Source organism: Amycolatopsis sp. NPDC004378 (genome assembly GCF_053602455.1).
On sequence record NZ_JBSGDR010000019.1, the window covers coordinates 120365 to 138213 of the forward strand.

16 protein-coding genes are annotated in these 17849 nt (G+C 72.8%); 12 read left to right on the forward strand and 4 right to left on the reverse strand.

All coding sequences use genetic code 11. The features are described from left to right. The first annotated feature begins 15 nt into the window (after positions 1–15). Positions 16–510 carry a methylated-DNA--[protein]-cysteine S-methyltransferase gene (locus tag ACWEN0_RS38320; RefSeq protein ID WP_451984809.1) on the forward strand — a complete coding sequence of 165 codons (495 nt, stop codon included), beginning with the start codon at positions 16–18 and terminating at the stop codon, positions 508–510. Here the strand turns inward: ACWEN0_RS38320 and ACWEN0_RS38325 are convergent. Further along, a complete protein-coding gene (locus tag ACWEN0_RS38325; RefSeq protein ID WP_451984811.1) occupies positions 507–2708 on the reverse strand; it encodes an extracellular catalytic domain type 1 short-chain-length polyhydroxyalkanoate depolymerase in 2202 nt (733 codons plus the stop codon). The two genes, ACWEN0_RS38320 and ACWEN0_RS38325, sit on opposite strands and share 4 nt — an antisense overlap. 138 nt (positions 2709–2846) lie before the next feature. Between ACWEN0_RS38325 and ACWEN0_RS38330 the strand changes: the two genes are divergently transcribed. Genes ACWEN0_RS38330 through ACWEN0_RS38345 form a run of 4 tightly spaced genes read left to right on the forward strand, consistent with a single transcriptional unit; the run spans position 2847 to position 6880 of the window. Next, complete coding sequence (locus ACWEN0_RS38330; protein WP_451984813.1) at positions 2847–4409, forward strand: alkaline phosphatase D family protein; 1563 nt, start codon at positions 2847–2849, stop codon at positions 4407–4409. A gap of 54 nt (positions 4410–4463) precedes the next feature. Then, positions 4464–5276, forward strand: coding sequence for a helix-turn-helix transcriptional regulator (locus ACWEN0_RS38335; protein ID WP_451984815.1), 813 nt, complete (start codon positions 4464–4466; stop codon positions 5274–5276). Between the two features lie 37 nt (positions 5277–5313). Beyond that, a complete protein-coding gene (locus ACWEN0_RS38340) occupies positions 5314–6150 on the forward strand; it encodes an oxidoreductase (RefSeq protein WP_451984817.1) in 837 nt (278 codons plus the stop codon). A gap of 10 nt (positions 6151–6160) precedes the next feature. Then, the gene (locus ACWEN0_RS38345) at positions 6161–6880 is read left to right on the forward strand and encodes an SDR family oxidoreductase (protein ID WP_451984819.1); all 720 of its coding nucleotides are present in this window, start codon (positions 6161–6163) and stop codon (positions 6878–6880) included. A 111-nt stretch (positions 6881–6991) separates the two neighbouring features. On the opposite strand, the gene ACWEN0_RS38350 is transcribed toward ACWEN0_RS38345, so the two are convergent. After that, positions 6992–7675 (reverse strand): histidine phosphatase family protein, encoded by a 684-nt coding sequence (locus tag ACWEN0_RS38350; RefSeq protein WP_451984821.1) that lies wholly within the window; start codon positions 7673–7675, stop codon positions 6992–6994. An 81-nt stretch (positions 7676–7756) separates the two neighbouring features. Here ACWEN0_RS38350 and ACWEN0_RS38355 point away from each other — a divergent pair, with 81 nt between their 5' ends. Then, on the forward strand, positions 7757–8980 hold the full coding sequence (locus ACWEN0_RS38355; protein ID WP_451984823.1) for a PP2C family protein-serine/threonine phosphatase: 1224 nt from the start codon (positions 7757–7759) through the stop codon (positions 8978–8980). Between the two features lie 19 nt (positions 8981–8999). On the opposite strand, the gene ACWEN0_RS38360 is transcribed toward ACWEN0_RS38355, so the two are convergent. Further along, positions 9000–9383: an STAS domain-containing protein gene (locus tag ACWEN0_RS38360; protein WP_451984825.1), complete on the reverse strand. Its 384-nt coding sequence runs from the start codon at positions 9381–9383 to the stop codon at positions 9000–9002. A 170-nt stretch (positions 9384–9553) separates the two neighbouring features. Between ACWEN0_RS38360 and ACWEN0_RS38365 the strand changes: the two genes are divergently transcribed. The 6 genes from ACWEN0_RS38365 (at position 9554) to ACWEN0_RS38390 (ending at position 17335) form a co-directional block, all read left to right on the forward strand. Further along, positions 9554–9937, forward strand: a complete 384-nt coding sequence (locus ACWEN0_RS38365) for an STAS domain-containing protein (protein ID WP_451984827.1) — start codon at positions 9554–9556, stop codon at positions 9935–9937. Continuing rightward, positions 9934–11508, forward strand: a complete 1575-nt coding sequence (locus ACWEN0_RS38370; RefSeq protein ID WP_451984829.1) for a PP2C family protein-serine/threonine phosphatase — start codon at positions 9934–9936, stop codon at positions 11506–11508. The genes ACWEN0_RS38365 and ACWEN0_RS38370 overlap by 4 nt, the downstream gene beginning before the upstream one ends. Next, positions 11505–11933 carry an ATP-binding protein gene (locus ACWEN0_RS38375; protein WP_451984831.1) on the forward strand — a complete coding sequence of 143 codons (429 nt, stop codon included), beginning with the start codon at positions 11505–11507 and terminating at the stop codon, positions 11931–11933. The genes ACWEN0_RS38370 and ACWEN0_RS38375 overlap by 4 nt, the downstream gene beginning before the upstream one ends. 95 nt (positions 11934–12028) lie before the next feature. Then, entirely contained in the window at positions 12029–16102 is a 4074-nt protein-coding gene (locus ACWEN0_RS38380; protein WP_451984833.1) for a SpoIIE family protein phosphatase, read from the forward strand. Then, positions 16099–16404 (forward strand): STAS domain-containing protein, encoded by a 306-nt coding sequence (locus ACWEN0_RS38385; RefSeq protein WP_451984835.1) that lies wholly within the window; start codon positions 16099–16101, stop codon positions 16402–16404. The genes ACWEN0_RS38380 and ACWEN0_RS38385 overlap by 4 nt, the downstream gene beginning before the upstream one ends. Before the next feature lie 205 nt (positions 16405–16609). Next, the gene (locus ACWEN0_RS38390) at positions 16610–17335 is read left to right on the forward strand and encodes an ANTAR domain-containing protein (protein ID WP_451984837.1); all 726 of its coding nucleotides are present in this window, start codon (positions 16610–16612) and stop codon (positions 17333–17335) included. A 3-nt stretch (positions 17336–17338) separates the two neighbouring features. Here ACWEN0_RS38390 and ACWEN0_RS38395 read toward each other — a convergent pair whose 3' ends face one another. Continuing rightward, entirely contained in the window at positions 17339–17749 is a 411-nt protein-coding gene (locus tag ACWEN0_RS38395; protein ID WP_451984839.1) for an ATP-binding protein, read from the reverse strand. Between the last annotated feature and the right edge of the window lie 100 nt (positions 17750–17849).

Consider the following 17849-nt stretch of genomic DNA (forward strand, 5'->3'; position numbering starts at 1 on the left):
CCGTAAGCTGGCGCCATGAAGCACGCCGTCATCGCGTCACCGATCGGACCGCTGACCCTGGCCGGCGACGGTGAGGCGCTGGCCGGGCTGTACTTCGACGGCCACCTGCGCACGCCTCGCCTCACCGACCTCGGCCCGCGCGACGACGACGCCTTCCCGGCCGCTCAGGTCCAGCTCGGCGAATACTTCGACGGCACGCGGCGCGAGTTCGACCTCGAGCTCGCGCCGCGTGGCTCCGCGTTCGAGAAACAGGTCTGGGCGCTGCTGACGAAGATCCCGTACGGCGAAACCCGCACGTACGGCCAGCTGGCCGCCGAGCTGGGCGACCCCGGCGCCGCGCAGGCCGTCGGGAACGCCAACGGCTGGAACCCGATCAGCGTCATCGTGCCGTGCCACCGCGTGGTCGGCACCAGCGGCGGCCTGACCGGGTACGCCGGCGGCCTCGCCCGCAAGCGGTTCCTCCTCAGCCTGGAAGAACCGCCCGCGGACGAGGTCGGGCGGCTGTTCTAACCCACCGCGCAGGTCACGGTCGGCGCCGTCAGGTTCCCGCCGTGCTGCACGGTGAACCCGATGACGTTGCCGCTGCCGTTGGGCCGCGCGGTCAGCACGTACCCGGTGCTGTCCCAGGTGCCCGTGTAGTTCCAGCTGCCGATCACCTTCTGCGGGGCGTGGAAGGTGATCGTGAGCACCCAGTTGTCCGACCCGGACACCGACACCTGGCCGTTGAAGCCGACGTTCCACTCCGCCGTGGTCGCGTAGACCGCGGTGCAGCCGCCCGGTGGCGGGGTCGTGGTCGTCGGCGGCGTGGTGGGCGTGGTCGGCGTGGTGCTGGTCGGCGGCGGGGTCGTGCCACCGTTGAGCGCGTCCAGTACGGCGGTGTAGGCCGCCTTCTTCTGGCCGTTGCCGTCGAAGAGCAGCGGCGTGCCCGACGCCCGCCAGGAGTCCGTGTCCCGGATGCCCCACACCGTGATGCCGGTGCAGCGCGCCACCGCGAGACAGGCGTTCGTGACCGTCCGGAAGTTGTTCGCCTGCGTGGTGCCCGAGCCTTCGATGTCCAGCTCGGTGATCTGGACGTCCACGCCGAGGCTCGCGAAGTTCGCCAGCGTGGTCTGGTAGTTCGACGGCACCGGGCTGGCGCTGTTGAAGTGCGACTGGAAGCCGACGCAGTCGATCGGCACGCCGCGGGACTTGAAGTCCTGCACCATCCGGTAGACGGCCTGGGTCTTGGCCTGGGTCCAGTCGTCGGTGTTGTAGTCGTTGTAGCAGAGCTTCGCGCCGGAGTCGGCCGCCCGCACGGCGCGGAACGCCGCCTCGATCCAGTCGTTGCCCGTGCGCTGCAGGTTCGAGTCGCGCCGCGCGCCGGAGCTGCCGTCGGCGAAGGCCTCGTTGACGACGTCCCAGGCGTAGATCTTGCCGCGGTAGTGGGTTGCGACCTGCGTGATGTGGTTCAGGATCGCCGACCGCAGCGCGGCGCCCTCCATGCCCTGCATCCACCCCGGCTGCTGCCCGTGCCAGGCCAGCGTGTGCCCGCGCATCCGGGCACCCTGGCTCGCCGCCTGGGCGACGATCCGGTCGGCGTTGGTGTAGCTGAACTGGCCCTGCGCGGGCTCGGTCGCGTCGATCTTCATCTCGTTCTCCGGCGTGATCATGGAGAACTCCCGGCTGAGGATGCCGGTGTAGACGCTGTCGGAGAGCTTGCTCGCCGAGACCGCGGTGCCGAAGTAGCGGCCCGTGCCGCTCGCCGCGCCGCCCAGCGTGGTGCCCGCCGCGGGGGTGGTCGAACCGCTGTCCAGGCCGAGGAACGCGATCGCGTAGGCCACCATCCCGTTCTGCGGCAGCACGTGCCCGGCGCCCTGGACGCTGATCCCCTCGACCGGTGCCTGCGTGCCGGTGCCGCCGTAGCGGGTGCGCGTCCAGCCGGACTGCGGCGCGTCACTCGACGACGGCGTCTGGCTCACCCCGTCGAGGTTCGTCCACTGCTTGATCTCTTCCCCGAAGTTCGGGTAGCGCAGGGTGTCGTCGGCCGTGCCGTGCCAGAGCTGCATCCGCGGGTACGGGCCGCTGCGCCCGCCGCTCATCCGGCGGGCCTGGTCGCCCCACTGCTGGGCGGTCTTCGTCAGCTGGCCGCCCGAGCACTGGCTGTTCCAGCTGGAGCCGTCCGCGGTGGCGAAGCAGCCCGCGGGCACGCCCATGAACGCCGACCCCGCGGCGAACACGTCGGGGTACTCCGCCGCGAGCACGTTCGTCATCATCGCGCCGGAGGAGAACCCGGTGACGAACACCCGGGACGGATCGACGTTGTAGTGCTCCTTGGCGTAGCCGACCATCGACAGGATGCCGACCGGGTCGCTGCCGCCGCCCCGGGTGAGGGCCTGCGGCGAGGAGACGTCGAAGCACTGCCCGCTGCGGGTGGCTTCGGGGAACACGATGACGTACCCGTACTGGTCGGCCGCCGTGACGTAGTCGCGGGCGGCGCCGTTGAACACCGCCGACGCCGAGCCGGTGCAGTAGTGCAGCGCGACCAGCAGCGCCGGGCGGGCCGCGACGTGGTCCGGGACGTAGGCGTACATGGCGAGGTTGCTCGGGTTGTCGCCGAAGCCGGTCACGCGCGTCAAACTGGCCGCGGACGCGGGTTGGGCGACGACGAGGACGACGGCCGCGACGATCGGCACCACGGCGGCGAGGAGAGTCGTGATGATTCTTCGCACTCGAGGAAATCCTTTCCGGGGGCAGGGCGCGCAGCTGTCACGATCGTTCGTTCACCGCCCGGAACCGGTCAACGATTATCGGAATGTTTCGGGGCCTTTCGACCTGCCGACCGGCCGTACTGCTGAAAGGATCCGGGGATGACCGAGCTGCTCTTGGGTCCCCTGCTCCGGCACGTCGACGCGACGTCGGCGACGATCTGGGTCGAAACCTCCGGGCCGTGCGAAGTCCGGGTCGCCGACGCCTCCGAAAGGACGTTCGAGGTCGCCGGCTACCACTACGCGCTGGTCGTGCTGACCGGGCTGGAACCCGGGCGCAGCACGCCGTACGAGGTCCGGCTGGACGGCGAACGCGTCTGGCCCGAACCGGACAGCACCCTGCCGCCGAGCCGGATCCGCACGCTGAGACCCGGCGACCCGCGGTTCCGGCTGGTCTTCGGGTCCTGCCGCAAGCCGCGGGAGCAGGACGCGCTCGGCCCGGACGCGCTCGCCGCCTACGCCCACCGGATGGCCGGGCTCGACGAGGCCGAATGGCCGGAGTCGCTGCTCCTGCTCGGCGACCAGGTCTACGCGGACGAAACCACCGACGCGACGCAGGAATGGCTCGCCTCCCGGCGTGACACGAGCAAGCCGCCGGGCACCGAGATCGCCGACTTCGAGGAGTACTGCCACCTGTACTTCGAGGCGTGGTGCGAGCCGGCGGTGCGCTGGCTGCTCTCGACGGTGCCGACGTCGATGATCTTCGACGACCACGACGTCCGCGACGACTGGAACACCTCGCAGGCCTGGCGCGCGGAGATGGCCCGCACGTCGTGGTGGCCGGAGCGGATCCGCGGTGCGCTCGTGTCGTACTGGGTCTACCAGCACCTGGGGAACCTCGGGCCGCGCGAGCTGGCCGAGGACGACGTCTACCGGCAGGTGACGAAGTCCGGGACCGACAACGCCGCACTGCTGCGCGAGTTCGCCGACCGCGCCGACCGGGAGGCCGACGGTGCCAAGGGCACCCGGTGGTCCTACCGGCGTGACTTCGGGCCGGTCCGGCTGCTGGTCATCGACTCGCGCGCCGGCCGGATCCTCGACGGCGGGCAGCGCTCGATGATCGGCGAGGAGGAGTTCCGCTGGATCGAGGAGCAGGCCGACGGCGACTTCGACCACCTGCTCATCGGCACGTCGCTGCCGTGGCTGCTGCCGACCGCGCTCTCGGCCGCGCAGTCGGTCAACGAGCGCCTGTGCGCCCGGCCGGGGCTCGTCGGCCGCGCGTCGGAGTGGTTCCGGCAGCTCGCCGACCTGGAGCACTGGCCCGCCTTCCGCGAGTCGTTCGACCGGCTGGCCCGGCTGATCGGCCGGGTCGCCGACACCGATGTCGCGTCGGTGAGCGTGCTCTCGGGCGACGTCCACCACGCCTACGTCGCGCGAGCCGACCTCCCGGGCGCGCCCGTGCACCAGCTGACCTGCTCGCCGATCCACAACACCGTGCCCTGGTACATGAACCGCCTGTTCCGCGCGGGCTGGGCACGCGGGCTGACCCGGCTGAGCACCGGGCTGGCCCGCCGCGTCGGCGTCCCGCCCGCGCCGCTGACCTGGGGTTGCGTCTCCGGCCCGCACTTCGGGAACGCCGTGATGACGCTGGACGTCGACGGGCGCGAGGCCACCGCGACGCTGCTGCAGCCGGAGCGGGACGGGGAGACCGTCCGGCTCACCTGAGGGTGGGTGCGGCGCGGCCACCCTGGTCGGCTCGATCCGGGTTAGCCTCGGATCATGGCCAAGGAGAACGCACTCGGGGAGTTCCTCCGGGCCCGCCGCGAACAGGTGGGCCCGGCAGCGCTGGGCCTGCCCGCGGGCGGGTCGCGCCGGGTCGCGGGCCTGCGCCGCGAAGAGGTCGCGGTGCTCGCCGGGGTCAGCACCGACTATTACGTCCGGCTCGAGCAGGGCCGGGAGCGGAACCCGTCGGCGCAGGTAGTCGACGCGCTGGCCCAGGGACTGGCCCTCGACGAAGACGCCACCGCCCACCTGCACCGGCTGGCCCGGCCCACCCGGCGGCGCGCGCGGCGGCGGGAGCAGGTCAGCCCGAACCTCCTGCGCCTGATGGACGGCTGGCCGGACACGCCCGCGCTCGTGCTCGGCCGCTGCCTCGACGTGCTCGCGAGCAACGCGCTCGGCGAGGCGTTGTTCGGCGGGCACGCGTACAGCGGCGACCTCGTCCGGCTGGTCTTCCTCGACCCGGACGCGCGCACGTTCTACCCGGAGTGGGAGCGCGTCGCGGTCAACACGGTCGGCGGCCTGCGGGCGGCGGCCGGGATCGACCCGGACGATCCGCAGCTCATCGAGACCGTCGGCGAGCTGTCGGTCAAGAGCGCGGACTTCCGCCGGCTGTGGGCCCGCCACGACATCCGGCAGAAAACGCACGAAACCAAGCGGTTCCACCACGCGCAGGTCGGTGAGCTGGAGCTGAGCTACGAAGCGCTGACCGTGAACAGCGCGCCCGGCCAGCAGCTGGTCGTCTACCAGGCTGCGCCGGGCAGCCCTTCGGAAGCCGCGCTGGCGTTGCTCGGCAGTCTCGCCGCGAGCTGAATTTTCTGTCATTCCACAATGGATGGAGTACTTCGTCATGCCCGAAAACTGGTTCGTCACCGGCTGTTCCACCGGCCTCGGCCGGGCACTGGCCACGGCCGTGCTCGAACGGGGACTGCGCGCCGTCGTCACGGCTCGTGATCCGGCGCAGCTCGGCGACCTCGTCGCGGCGCACGGCGACCGCGTTTTGGCGCTGCCGCTCGACGTCACCGACCACGCCCAGGTCGCCGCCGCGGTGAAGCGGGCCGAAACCGCGTTCGGCGGAATCGACGTCCTGGTCAACAACGCCGGCTACGGCTACCTCGCCGCCGTCGAGGAAGGCGAGGACGACGAGGTCCGGAAGTTGTTCGACACCAACGTCTTCGGCCTCGCCGACGTCACCCGGGCGGTGCTGCCGGGGATGCGGGCGCGGCGGCGCGGGCACGTCGTGAACGTGTCGTCGCTCGGCGGGCTCGCGGCCTTCGGCGCCACCGGGTACTACCACGCGACGAAGTTCGCCGTGGAGGGGCTTTCCGAGTCGCTCGCCGCGGAAGTGACGCCGCTGGGGATCAAGGTGACGATCGTCGAGCCCGCCGCCTTTCGCACCAACTGGTCCGGGCCGTCGATGAAGCAGTCGGCGACGCACATCGACGACTACGCGGCGACGGCCGGCGCACGTCGCGCGGCCACGACGGCGACGTACGGGAACCAGCCCGGCGACCCGGTGCGCGCGGCCGAGGCGATCCTCACCGCCGTCGACTCCCCCGAACCGCCGCTGCGGCTGCTCCTCGGCAAGGCCGCCTACGACATCGCCACCGCCCGCCTCGACACGCTGCGGGCCGGCTTCGACACCTGGCGCGAGGTCACCCTCGGCGCCGACTTCCCCGTTTCGTGAAAGGAAATCCGTGAAGACCGTCCTCATCACCGGGGCCAGCAGCGGCATCGGGCACGCCACCGCGTTGCGACTGGCCTGCGAAGGCCACCACGTCGTGCTCGGCGCCCGGCGCGAAGACCGGCTGACCGAGCTGGCCAAGGAAATCCACGACGCGGGCGGCACGGCCGACGTCCACCGCCTCGACGTCACCGACCGCGCGGACGTCGCCGAGTTCGCCGACGCGGCGGTGCGGGCGCACGGGCGGCTCGACGTGTTCGTCGCCAACGCGGGCGTGATGCCGTTGTCGCGGTTGGACTCCCTGCACGTCGACGAGTGGGACCGGATGATCGACGTCAACGTCCGCGGCCTGCTGCACGGGATCGCGGCCGCCCTGCCGCACTTCCGGCGGCAGGGGTCCGGGCACTTCGTGACGATCGCCTCGACCGGCGCGCACGAGGTCGTGCCGACCGCCGCGGTCTACTGCGGCACGAAGTACGCGGCCCGGGCGATCACGGAAGGGCTTCGGCTGGAGGCCGAGCCCGGCCTCCGCGTCACGACGGTTTCACCGGGCGTCGTCGAGTCCGAACTGGCCGACACGATCACGGAACGCGGGGCGCGGGAGGCGATGCGCACCTACCGCGCGGTGACCCTCGCCCCGGACACCATCGCCGCGGCGATCTCCTACGCGATCGGCCAGCCCGACGGAGTGGACGTCAACGAGCTGGTCGTCCGGCCGACCGCCCAGCGCTGACACCGTATCGAGCGTCCAATCACGCGTGTCGACCCTTCCCGCACGGCATCGGCCGTGATCGGACGGGCATCACGTGTGATCAGGGAGGCATCACGCGTGATTGGAGGGGCATCACGCGTGATTGAAGGGTCGACACGGCGAGGTCTCCTGGGCCAGGACCATCGTGAAGCCGCCGTCGGGGTCGGGTTCCCAGGTGGTCAGGGAGGCGTTCGGGACGTCGGTGACGGCCGCCGCGCGCAGCAGGTCCGGCTCCGGCAGGCCTTCGAGGAGGTAGCGCAGGGCGAAGGTCGTCATTTCGTGCGCGGCCAGCAGGACGCGCGCGCCGGGCCGTTCCGAGCTCAGCTCGGCCAGCAGGGACCGCAGCCGCAGCACGACGTCCGCCCAGGACTCCCCGCCCGGAGGGCGGTAGTAGAACTTCCCCAGCCGCCGCTTGCGGCGCAGCTCGTCGGGCCACCGCTCGCGCACGCCGTGCGACGTCAGGAGGTCCAGCACGCCGAGTTCGCGGTCACGCAGCCGCTCGTCCGGGACGACCGGTACGCCGGCCGGCGCGGCCACGCGCGCGGTGTCCCAGGCCCGGCGGTAGGTCGAGGTGACGACGACGTCCGGCGCGAGCCCGGCCACCAGCTCCCGTGCCGCTTCGGCCTGTTCGCGGCCGAGGTCGGTCAGCGGGACGTCGGCGTCGCGCTCGGCGATGTCGATCACATCCGCGCCCGCCGCCTCCGCTTCCTCGCGGGCGACGTTCCCGGTGCTCTCGCCGTGCCGCAGCACGGCCACCCACGCCAAGTCGACCTTCACGCCCGGCTGGTACCCCCGAGGACCCGCCGTCGAAACCCGGGATGGTTAGGCCCGCAAAGGAGTTCCGGCTAGGGTCTGTCCATGTCGCGAAGTCTCGACGCCCAGGACCGGCTGCAGCAGCTGGAGGCGATCATCGGCGCGCCCGCCGGGCACCTCGGGCTGCCCGAGCTGCTCGCCGGGACCCTGCAGCGGCTGCGCGAGGTCATGGACGTCGACACCGCGACGGTGCTGCGGTACCAGGCCAGCGGCCGTCAGCTCGTGGCGTTCGCGGCGTCCGGCATCGAAGAAGAGGTCCACCAGGGCGTCCGGGTGCCGGTGGGCAGCGGCTTCGCCGGCCGGGTCGCGCTCGAGCGGGAACCCGTTGCGCTCGACCACGTCGACGAAACCACCGTCGTGAACTCCCTGCTGTGGGAACGCGGCCTGCACTCCATGCTCGGTGTGCCGATGATCACGGGCGGCGAGCTCGTCGGGGTGCTGCACGTCGGATCGGTCGCGGCCCGGCAGTTCACCGAAACCGAGGTCGTCACCTTGCAGCTGCTCGCCGACCGGCTGGCGATGGCGATCCAGGTCGAGGCGCTCGAAGAGAACCGCACCGCCACCATGGCGCTGCAGCGCAGCCTGCTGCCGAGCAGCCTGCCGGACGTGTCCGGCCTCGGTTTCGGCGCCCGGTACGTGCCCGGCGCGGAAACCGGCATCGGCGGCGACTGGTACGACCTGTTCGTCCTGCCGGACGACCGGCTGGGCGTCGTGATGGGCGACGTCTCCGGCCACGGTCTGGAGGCCGCCGTGATCATGGGCCGGCTCCGCAGCGCCTTGCGCGCCTACGCGCTGGACTGCGAAAGCCCGGCCGAAGTGCTCGCCAAGCTCGACCGCAAGGCCAACCACTTCGAGCACGGCGCGATGGCCACGGTCGCCTACGGGATCGTCGAGCCGGGCCGCGACAGCGTCGCGCTGTCCCTGGCCGGGCACCTGCCGCCGGTGCAGGCCCTGCCCGGCGGTGCCGGCCGGCTGGTGGACGCGCCGCCGGATCCCCCGATCGGGTTGACCATCGGGGAACCGCAGCGGCGCACGACCGTGGTGCCCCTGCCGCCGGGCAGCGTGCTCGCGTTCTACACCGACGGCCTCGTCGAACGCCGTGACCGGCCGGTGGACGCCGGAATGCGGCTGCTCGCGGACACGCTGCGCGCCGGCGAGCCGGAACGGGTCTGCGCGCAGGTGATGGCCGCGATGATCGGCAACCGGCCGGCCCAGGACGACGTCGCGCTGCTGGCCATCGAGCGGAAAGCCGTCCCGGCCGAGGACTGACGGGCCGGGACGGCACCGGTCAGGCCCCGGCCAGCGCCGCCTCTCTGGTCGGGAACAGCGAAAGACTGTCCTCGAGCCCGGTCAGCTGGATCGGGCGCAGCGTCGCCCGGCCGGACGCGACGATCCGCACCGCGGTACCGGGACCGGCTTCGCGGTGGATCGTCAGCAACGCCGTCAGACCGGGCGAGGCGAGGAACTCGACCCTGGTCAGATCGACCACCAGCAACGCCGGGGCGCCCGCCAGTTCCGCTTGCGCGGCCTCGACGAGCTTCGGCGCGGTGGTCGTGTCCACGTCTCCGGCGACCTCGACGACGACCGCGCCGTCCTGCTCCGTTCGGGCGATCCGGAACTCTCCGAATGGCACAGCGGTGGCCGGGCCTTCACCGTGGATGTGTTCCGTCATGGTGTTCTCCTCGCCTTCGGCAACGCCACCGGGGAACGTCCGGAGGGCGTGCGTGATCACGAAGGCTGTCTGCTCAACCGGGACCCATCATGCCCGGCCCGCTCACCCCCCGCCGGTTCAGGATCCGTTTCGGCTTTGCGCGGCGTGCGCGAACAGGCAGGATGGTCATCATGGCCGAAACGGACGCGACCGGGAACTCCCTCGGCGACGCCGCCAGCTCAGCGGGCACGGTGGCCTTGGAGACCCGCGAAGGCGCGGCCGTGCTCCGGGTCGGCGGCGCGCTCGACCTCGCGCTGGCGCCCAAGCTCCGGCAGCTGGCCGAACGCGCGGCGCGCCAGGACCCCACGATGGTCGTCATCGACCTGACCGGCGTCACGTTCCTGGCTTCGGCGGGGATGGCCGAACTCGTGCGCGCGCACCGCGGGCGGACGGTGTCCGCGCCGCTGCGGGTGGTCGCCACCGGCCGGATCACCTTGCGCCCCTTGGAACTGACCCGGCTGACCGACGAGCTCGCCATCTACCCGTCGCTGACCGAGGCGCTGGCCACCGGATGACCGCCCCGGGGTTCGACGAGCTGCTCGACGCCGTGCGCCGGGCGTTCGTCGGCGCCACGGGCACCCCGGCGGCCACGGACGTCCGGCCGCTCGAGCCGGCCGAAGCCCGCGCGGTGCTGGGCGACCACGTCGCGGTCGCCGTGACCGACCGCGCGGTCCTGGCGGAGCTGCTGCCGGACCGGGCGGTCACCGGCGCGGTGGCCCTCACCGGCGACGGCCAGGACGTGCTGGTCTACACCACCGAGGACGTCGGCGGGACCCCGCACGCGGTCGCCACCGGGATCGAGGCGGCGACCGCGCACTCGAGCGGCGTCGTGCGCCGCCTCCGTGCCGAAGCCGCGGTGCTCGACGCACTGCACTCGGTCGGCCGCGAGCTGACCGCCCAGCTCGACATCGACCGGATCGTGCAGGGCGCGACGGACGCGGCCACCGAGGCGACCGGCGCGGAGTTCGGCGCGTTCTTCTACAACCTGATCGACGAGCTCGGCGAGTCCTACACGCTCTACACGATTTCGGGCGTGCCGCGCGAGGCGTTCACCCGGTTCCCGATGCCGCGCAACACCGACGTGTTCGCGCCGACCTTCGACGGCACCGGCACCGTCCGCAGCGCGGACATCACGCAGGACCCGCGGTTCGGGCACAACGCGCCGTACCACGGGATGCCGGAGGGGCACCTGCCCGTGCGCAGCTACCTGGCCGTCTCGGTGATCAGCCCGACGTCCGAAGACGTGCTCGGCGGGTTCTTCTTCGGCCACTCGCGGCCCGGGCGGTTCACCGCGCGGCACGAGTACCTCGCCGAAGGCATCGCCGGCTATTCGGCCATCGCGCTGGACAACGCCCGCCTCTACGAGCGCGAACGCAACCTCGCTTCGGAGTTGTCGCGCAGCATGCTGCCGGTCGCGCCGGCCCCGCCGGGCCTCGACGTCGTCACGCGGTACCTGCCCGCGGCGACGGGCGGCAAGGTGGGTGGCGACTGGTTCGACGTCATCGCGCTGCCCTCGGGCGCGACCGCGTTCGTCATCGGCGACGTCGTCGGCCACGGCGTCACGGCCGCGACCGTGATGGCCCAGGTCCGCACGGCCATCCGCTGCTACGCGCTGCTCGAGCTGTCCCCTTCGGAAGTGCTGCGCACCGTCTCCGCGCTGACGGGCGGGCTGTTCGGCGAGAGCTTCGTCACCTGCTTCTACGCCGTGCACCGGCCCGGTGAGGGCACGCTGACCTTCGCGAACGCCGGCCACCTGCCGGCGATCCTCGTCCGCCCGGACGCCGGGCCGGAGCAGATCGGCGAGGCGCTGGCACAGCCACTGGGCGTCGGGGCCGAGTTCCCCCAGCGCACCACCGGCTTCCCGGCCGGGGCGGACCTGGTGCTCTACACGGACGGGCTGGTCGAAAGCCGTACGCGCGACCTCACCCTGGGTGTGGAATGGCTGCTGGCGGGCATCCCCGCGGTGCTGACCGCGCCCGACCTCGGCACGGCGTGGGACAAGCTGGTGGACGAGCTGACCCGCGGCCGCCACGACGACGACATCGCGCTGATCCACGTGCGCAACCGCGGAGAGGACGCACCATGACGGACCCCCTCCCCCCGGGCGCGCCGCCCGCGCCCCCGGCGGCGTTCCACCGCCGCACGGTCGCGATCGCCGACCGGCTGCCGGAACTGCGCGAAGCGCTGGCGAAGTGGCTGGGCACGCTCGGCCTGACCGAAGAACGCCAGGAGGACGTCGTCCTCGCCGGCTACGAAGCGATGGCCAACTCCGCGGAACACGCCTACGCCGAAGGTGCGGCGGGCGCGGTCGACGTCCGGGCCGAAGCACAGCACGGCCGCCTGACCGTGACGGTCACCGACTACGGTGCCTGGCGCACCCCGGCCGACACGAACGGCTTGCGGGGCCGCGGGTTGCTCCTCATCGACAGCCTCGCCGACCACAGCGCGCAGGTGCACCGCGAGGACGGCACCACGGTGACGATGACCTGGCTGGACGACACGGTTTCCTGACCGGGTGGGCCGGGCGGCCGCACCCGGGTCGCCTACCCGGCAAGGGCTCCTGGGGTCGAGTAGGCTCAGCCGGGGCCGCGTGAACCGGGAGTGTGATGAGCGTCGGCGAGGAATCCGGCCAGCACGCCGTTTTCCCGGGGACCAGCGAGATGGCCGCCCGGATGCGGGAGTTCGACTGGGCGTCGTCGCCGCTCGGCCACCCGGCGGACTGGCCGGCGAGCCTGACGACGGCCGTGCGGATCTGCCTCACCTCGCGCTTCCCCATGATCGTCTGGTGGGGGCCGGAGCTGCGGTTCCTCTACAACGACGCCTACCTGCCGCTGCTCGGCACCAAGCACCCGGCGCTGGACAAGCCGGGCGCCGAGGTCTGGGCCGAGATCTGGCACATCATCGGCCCGATGCTCGAGGGCGTGATGGCCACCGGCGAGGCGACCTGGTCGGAGGACCTGCTGCTGCCGATGAACCGGCACGGCTACTGGGAAGAGACCTACTGGACGTACTCCTACAGCCCGCTCCACGACGACGAAGGTGGCGTGCGGGCCGTGTTCACCGCGGTCACCGACACCACCGAGCGCGTGATCGGCGGCCGCCGGCTGGCCACCCTGCGCGAGCTCGGCGCCCAGGTGGGCTCGGCCCGGACCGTCGGCGAGGCCTGCGACCTCGTCGCCGGCGTCCTCGCGCGGGCCGGCGACGACGTCCCCTACGCCGCGATCCACGTCCTCGACGAGGACGGCGGGCTCGCGCTCGCGGCCGTCACCCCCGGCGGGGCCGGGCACGCGGACGGCTGGCCGCTCGATGCCGTGCTCGCCGACGGGACCGCGCGGACCGTGACCGACCTGACGGCGACCTTCGGCGAGCTGCCGTCGGGTGGCTGGTCCACCCCGCCCACCGAGGCGGTGGTGCTGCCGCTGCCCGGGGACGCCGGCCGCCCGGCCACCGGCGTGATCGTGCTCGCGGCGAGCGCCGGGCACGCCCTCGACGAGTCCTACCGGACCTTCCTCGGGCTGGTCGCCCAGCAGACGGCGGCGCTGGTCAACGGCGCGCTCGCCTACCGGGTGCAGCGGCAGCGCGCGGAAGACCTGACCGAGCTGGACGCGGCGAAGACGGCGTTCTTCGCCAACATCAGCCACGAGTTCCGGACGCCGCTCACCCTGATCCAGGGGCCGGTCGCCGAGCTCGGCAAGTCGCTCGGCGACGCCGACGAACGCGTGCGCGAAGAGGTCGCCGTCATCCACCGCAACGCGCTGCGGCTGGGGCGGCTGGTGAACACCCTGCTCGACTTCTCCCGGCTCGAGGCGGGCCGCATGCAGGCCCGGTTCGAACCGGTGGACCTCTCCGCCTTCACCGCGGAGCTGGCGAGCGTGTTCCGCGCCGCCGTGGAACGGGCCGGGCTGCGGTTCACCGTCGACTGCCCGCCGCTGGCCGAACCGGTGCACGTCGACCGCGGGATGTGGGAGAAGGTCGTCCTCAACCTGCTGTCCAACGCGGTCAAGTTCACCTTCGACGGCGAGATCCGGGTCGGCACCGCCCTCGACGGCGAACACGCCGTGGTCACCGTCTCCGACACCGGGATCGGCATCGAGGCGGCCGAGCTGCCCCGGCTCTTCGAGCGGTTCCACCGGATCGAGTCGGCGCGGGCGCGCTCGAACGAAGGCAGCGGCATCGGCCTGGCGCTGGTGCGCGAGCTCGTCACCATGCACGGCGGCAGCGTCGCCGTGGACAGCACCCCCGGCGCGGGCACGACGTTCCGGATCCGGCTGCCCCTGGGCAGCCGGCACCTGCCCGCCGAGCAGGTCGCCCCGGAACCGTCGGCCGGCGGGATCGCCGCCGAAACGGTCGAGCCGTTCGTGCAGGAGACGCTGCGCTGGCTGCCGGACGACGACAGCGGGCTCCGGCCGGCGCCCGGCCGGACCACGGGCGCGCACGTGCTCGTCGCCGACGACAACGCCGACATGCGCGACTACCTGGCCCGCCTGCTGCGCGACGACTACGTGGTCACCGCGGTCCGCGACGGCGTCGAGGCGTTCGCCGCCGCGTCCGCCGCGCCGCCCGACCTGATCATCAGCGACGTGATGATGCCGCGGCTGGACGGCTTGGAGCTGCTCGCCGAACTGCGGCGAGTGCCGCGGACCGCCGCCGTGCCCGTGCTGCTGCTGTCCGCGCGGGCCGGCCAGGAGGCCGCCGTCGACGGGCTGGCCGCCGGCGCCGACGACTACCTCGTGAAGCCGTTCTCCGCGCAGGAGCTGCTCGCCCGCGTCCGCACGACCGTCCGGATGGCCCGGCTGCGGACCCAGCACTCCCGCTGGCGCGCGGCGATGATCGACTCGCTGCAGGAGGGCTTCTTCGTCTGCGACTCCGACGGCCGGGTCGTGGAGATCAACGCCGCGTGCATCGAGCTGCTGGGCTACGGCCCCGAAGGACTGCCCTACTCGCCGCCGTTCCCCTGGGCGCCCGGCCCGGACGACCCCGCCGCCCACCGGCAGGTCGCCGAGGCGCTGGGCCGGTCGCGGACCGAGCCGTCCGGCAGCTTCGTGCTGCCGCTGAAGCACCGCGACGGGCACCGCGTGTGGGCCGCGATCGCCTACAAGGAGCTGTACGACGACGACGGCGACCGCCGGCTCATCGGCACGATCCGCGACGTCACGGCGGAGCGCTACGCCGTGCAGCGGGAGAACGCGCTCGCCGCGATGAACCAGCGCCTCGCCGGGATCAGCGGGGTGCCGGACGTGCTGCGCACCGGTCTGGACATGCTGCGCGAGCTGTGGCAGGCCACGCGCGTGCTCGCGGTGACCTGGCCGCGCGACGGCGAACCGGAGCTGGCTTCGACCACCCCCGTCGACCGGCGGTGGACCGACCTCGCCGCGCCGCTGCGCGCGACCCTCGACCGGCTCCGCTCGCTCCCGGCGTTGCACGCGACCGCGGCGGAAGGCGGCGCCGGGACGACGCTGGACCACCCGGGCGGCCGGCTGACGCTCTGGGTCGAGCCGGACCCGGCCCGCCCGCTCGGCATCGAGGACCGGACGCTGCTGGCGCTGCTCGCCGGGACCCTCGCGCACGCGCTGCGCCGGGCGCACCGCGACGACCGCCAGCGCGAGGTCGCGATTGCGTTGCAGCGCTCGATCCTGGGCCCCGCCCGGCTTCCCGACGGCTTCGCGGTGCGCTACGAGCCGGCGAACCCGCCGCTGGAGGTCGGCGGTGACTGGTACGACGTCGTCCCGCTGGCCGGCGACCGGATCGGCATCGTCGTCGGCGACTGCGTCGGCCGGGGGCTCGCCGCGGCCGCGGTGATGGGCCAGCTGCGCAGCGCCTGCCGCGCGCTGCTGCTGGAGGCCAACGGCCCGGCGCATACCCTGACCACGCTCGACCGCTTCGCCGACCGGCTGCCGGGTGCGTTGTGCACCACCGTCTTCTGCGGCGTCCTCGACCCGGCCACCGGCGCGCTGACCTACAGCAGCGCCGGGCACCCGCCGGCCACCCTGGTCCACCACGACGGCACGGCGGAGTTCCTCGACGCGGGCGGCAGCGTGCCGCTCGCCGTCCGCATCCCGGCCAAGCGCCCGGAGGCCACGGCGGTCGTCCCGGTCGGCTCGCTGCTGATGCTCTACACCGACGGCCTCGTCGAACGCCGCCGCGAGTCGCTGGACGAAGGCATCGACCGGGCCACCGTGGTCGCCCACGGCGCCCGCGAAGCCGAGCTCGCCGACCTGGCGGCCACGCTGATGGGCCGGCTCCGGCCGGCCGGCGGGTACGAGGACGACGTCGCGCTGCTGCTCTACCGCCGGACCGTGCCGCCGCTGGAGCTGGACTTCGCGGCGCACCCGGACAACCTCGCGTCCACCCGCCACTGGCTGCGCGCGTGGCTGGGCACCGCGGCGCTCGAGGACGATCTCGCGCAGGACGTGCTCGTCGCCGCGGGCGAGGCCTGTGCCAACGCGGTCGAACACGCCTACCCCGCCGACGGCGGCACCGCGCGCCTGGCCGCGCACCTCACCGGCACGCACCTGCTCGTCACGGTGACCGACCAGGGCCGCTGGAAGGACCCGCCGCCGGACAACCACGTGCTCCGCGGCCGCGGCATGCCGATGATGGAAGCGCTGGCCGACGCGGTCACCGTCCGGCACGACCCGGCAGGGACCACCGTCACGCTGGAATGGAGAATCGGTTCGTGACGACGACGGCCCTCACGCTGGTCGCCACCGCGGGCGACGACGGAGACCGGATCCTCACCGTGACCGGTGAGGTCGACATGAGCAACGCCGCGGAGTTCGCCGCGGCGCTCGGCCGCGAGCTGGCCGCGGGGACCGCGCTCACCGTCGACCTGACCGGGGTGACCTACCTCGACAGCGCCGGCGTCGCCGCTCTCTTCGACCGGGCGGTCGGGCACGACCTGCGTCTGGTCGCACCGCGCCTGCTCGAACGGGTCCTGCGCGTCTCGGGGCTCACCGAAGCCGCGAAAGTGATGATCCGCTGAGCGGTTGGCATCCGGAGCAACGGGTAAGCCATTCGCAGCGACGGTCGCCGGGTGGGTTGCACTTCCGGCTGTCGCCAGGTGGCCCGGCGCCCGACCCACGACGTTCAACAGTGAGCGCCGCGCCGGAGTCACCGCCTCTCCTGCGCGGGTCCGCCGACGGACCCGGGTAAGGTCGCGGCTGGACCCTGACGGAGGTGACCCAGCAGTGACCGGTGAGCCGATCCCGGCCGAGCACCTCGACGAGCTGACCGCCGTGATGGCGGACCTCACGAGCGCGCTGGAGAGCGAGCCCGCGGAAGCGGAGATCCTCGAGGCCGTCTGCGCCGACGCCGTCCGGGCCGTGCCCGGCGCCGACATGGCCAGCATCACCGCGATCCGCGACGGTGAGCCGGAAACCGCCGCGTCGACCGACGAGCGCGCCGTCGAGATCGACCGCGTCCAGTACGCCGTGGGCGAGGGCCCGTGCCTGCGGGCGGCGGAGTCCGGCGAGATCGTCCGGCTGTCGGTGCCCACGGCCGGTGTCCTGTGGCCGGAGTTCACCGAGAACGCCCGCCGCCTCGGCGTCGGCAGCTACCTCGCCGCGCCCCTGCGGGTCGACGAGCACCTCGCCGGTGCGTTGAACCTCTTCGGCTACGGCGACCACGGGTTCGCCGAGACCGACTCCCGGATCCTCCGGCTCTACACCGAGATCGTCTCGTTCGGGCTGCGCACCACGCGCCGCTACCTGCGGGCCCGGCAGCGCACCGCCGACCTCGAGACGGCGATGACCACGCGAGCGGTGATCGAGCAGGCCAAGGGCATCCTGATGGCCGTGCACCGGATCACCGCCGAAGACGCGATGAAACGGCTGATCACCGAGTCGCAGCACACGAACGTCAAGCTGCGGGAGGTCGCGGCCCGGTTCGTGTCGGAGGTCTCGTCGGCGGGCTGACGCTCAAGCCGTGCGGCGGACCGGGAACGGCCAGGTCAGCGTGATCACCGTGCCGTCGTCGGTCGAGCGGAGGTCCAGACCGTCGACCAGCGCCTGGATCAGGAGCAGGCCGCGGCCGCCGTCGTTGCGCTCGGCCAGCGTCGCCCAGCGCCCCTGGTCGGCGACCGTGACGATCAGCACGTCGTCGTCGATCCGGGCCCGGACGTCGATCAGCCCGGGCCGGCCGCGGTAGGCGTGGTCCAGCACGTTGGCCATGGCTTCCCAGCAGGCCAGGACGACGTCGTCGGCTTGGCGCCCCACCTCGTCTCCGGCTCGTCTGCTCAGCCACGACACGAGGTGCCGCCGCAAGCTCGGCAGCGTCCGTGGCGAAATCGTGCCGCGGTAGCGCCAGCCGTCCGCTCCGTGCTCTTCCACGTTCACCTCCCCGGGGGACTGTTCGTTTCCTACCCACCGGTCGGGAATCTCAATCACGGGCAACGACTTCCCTGGTGCTTTCGGACCTGGTGCGCCGCCG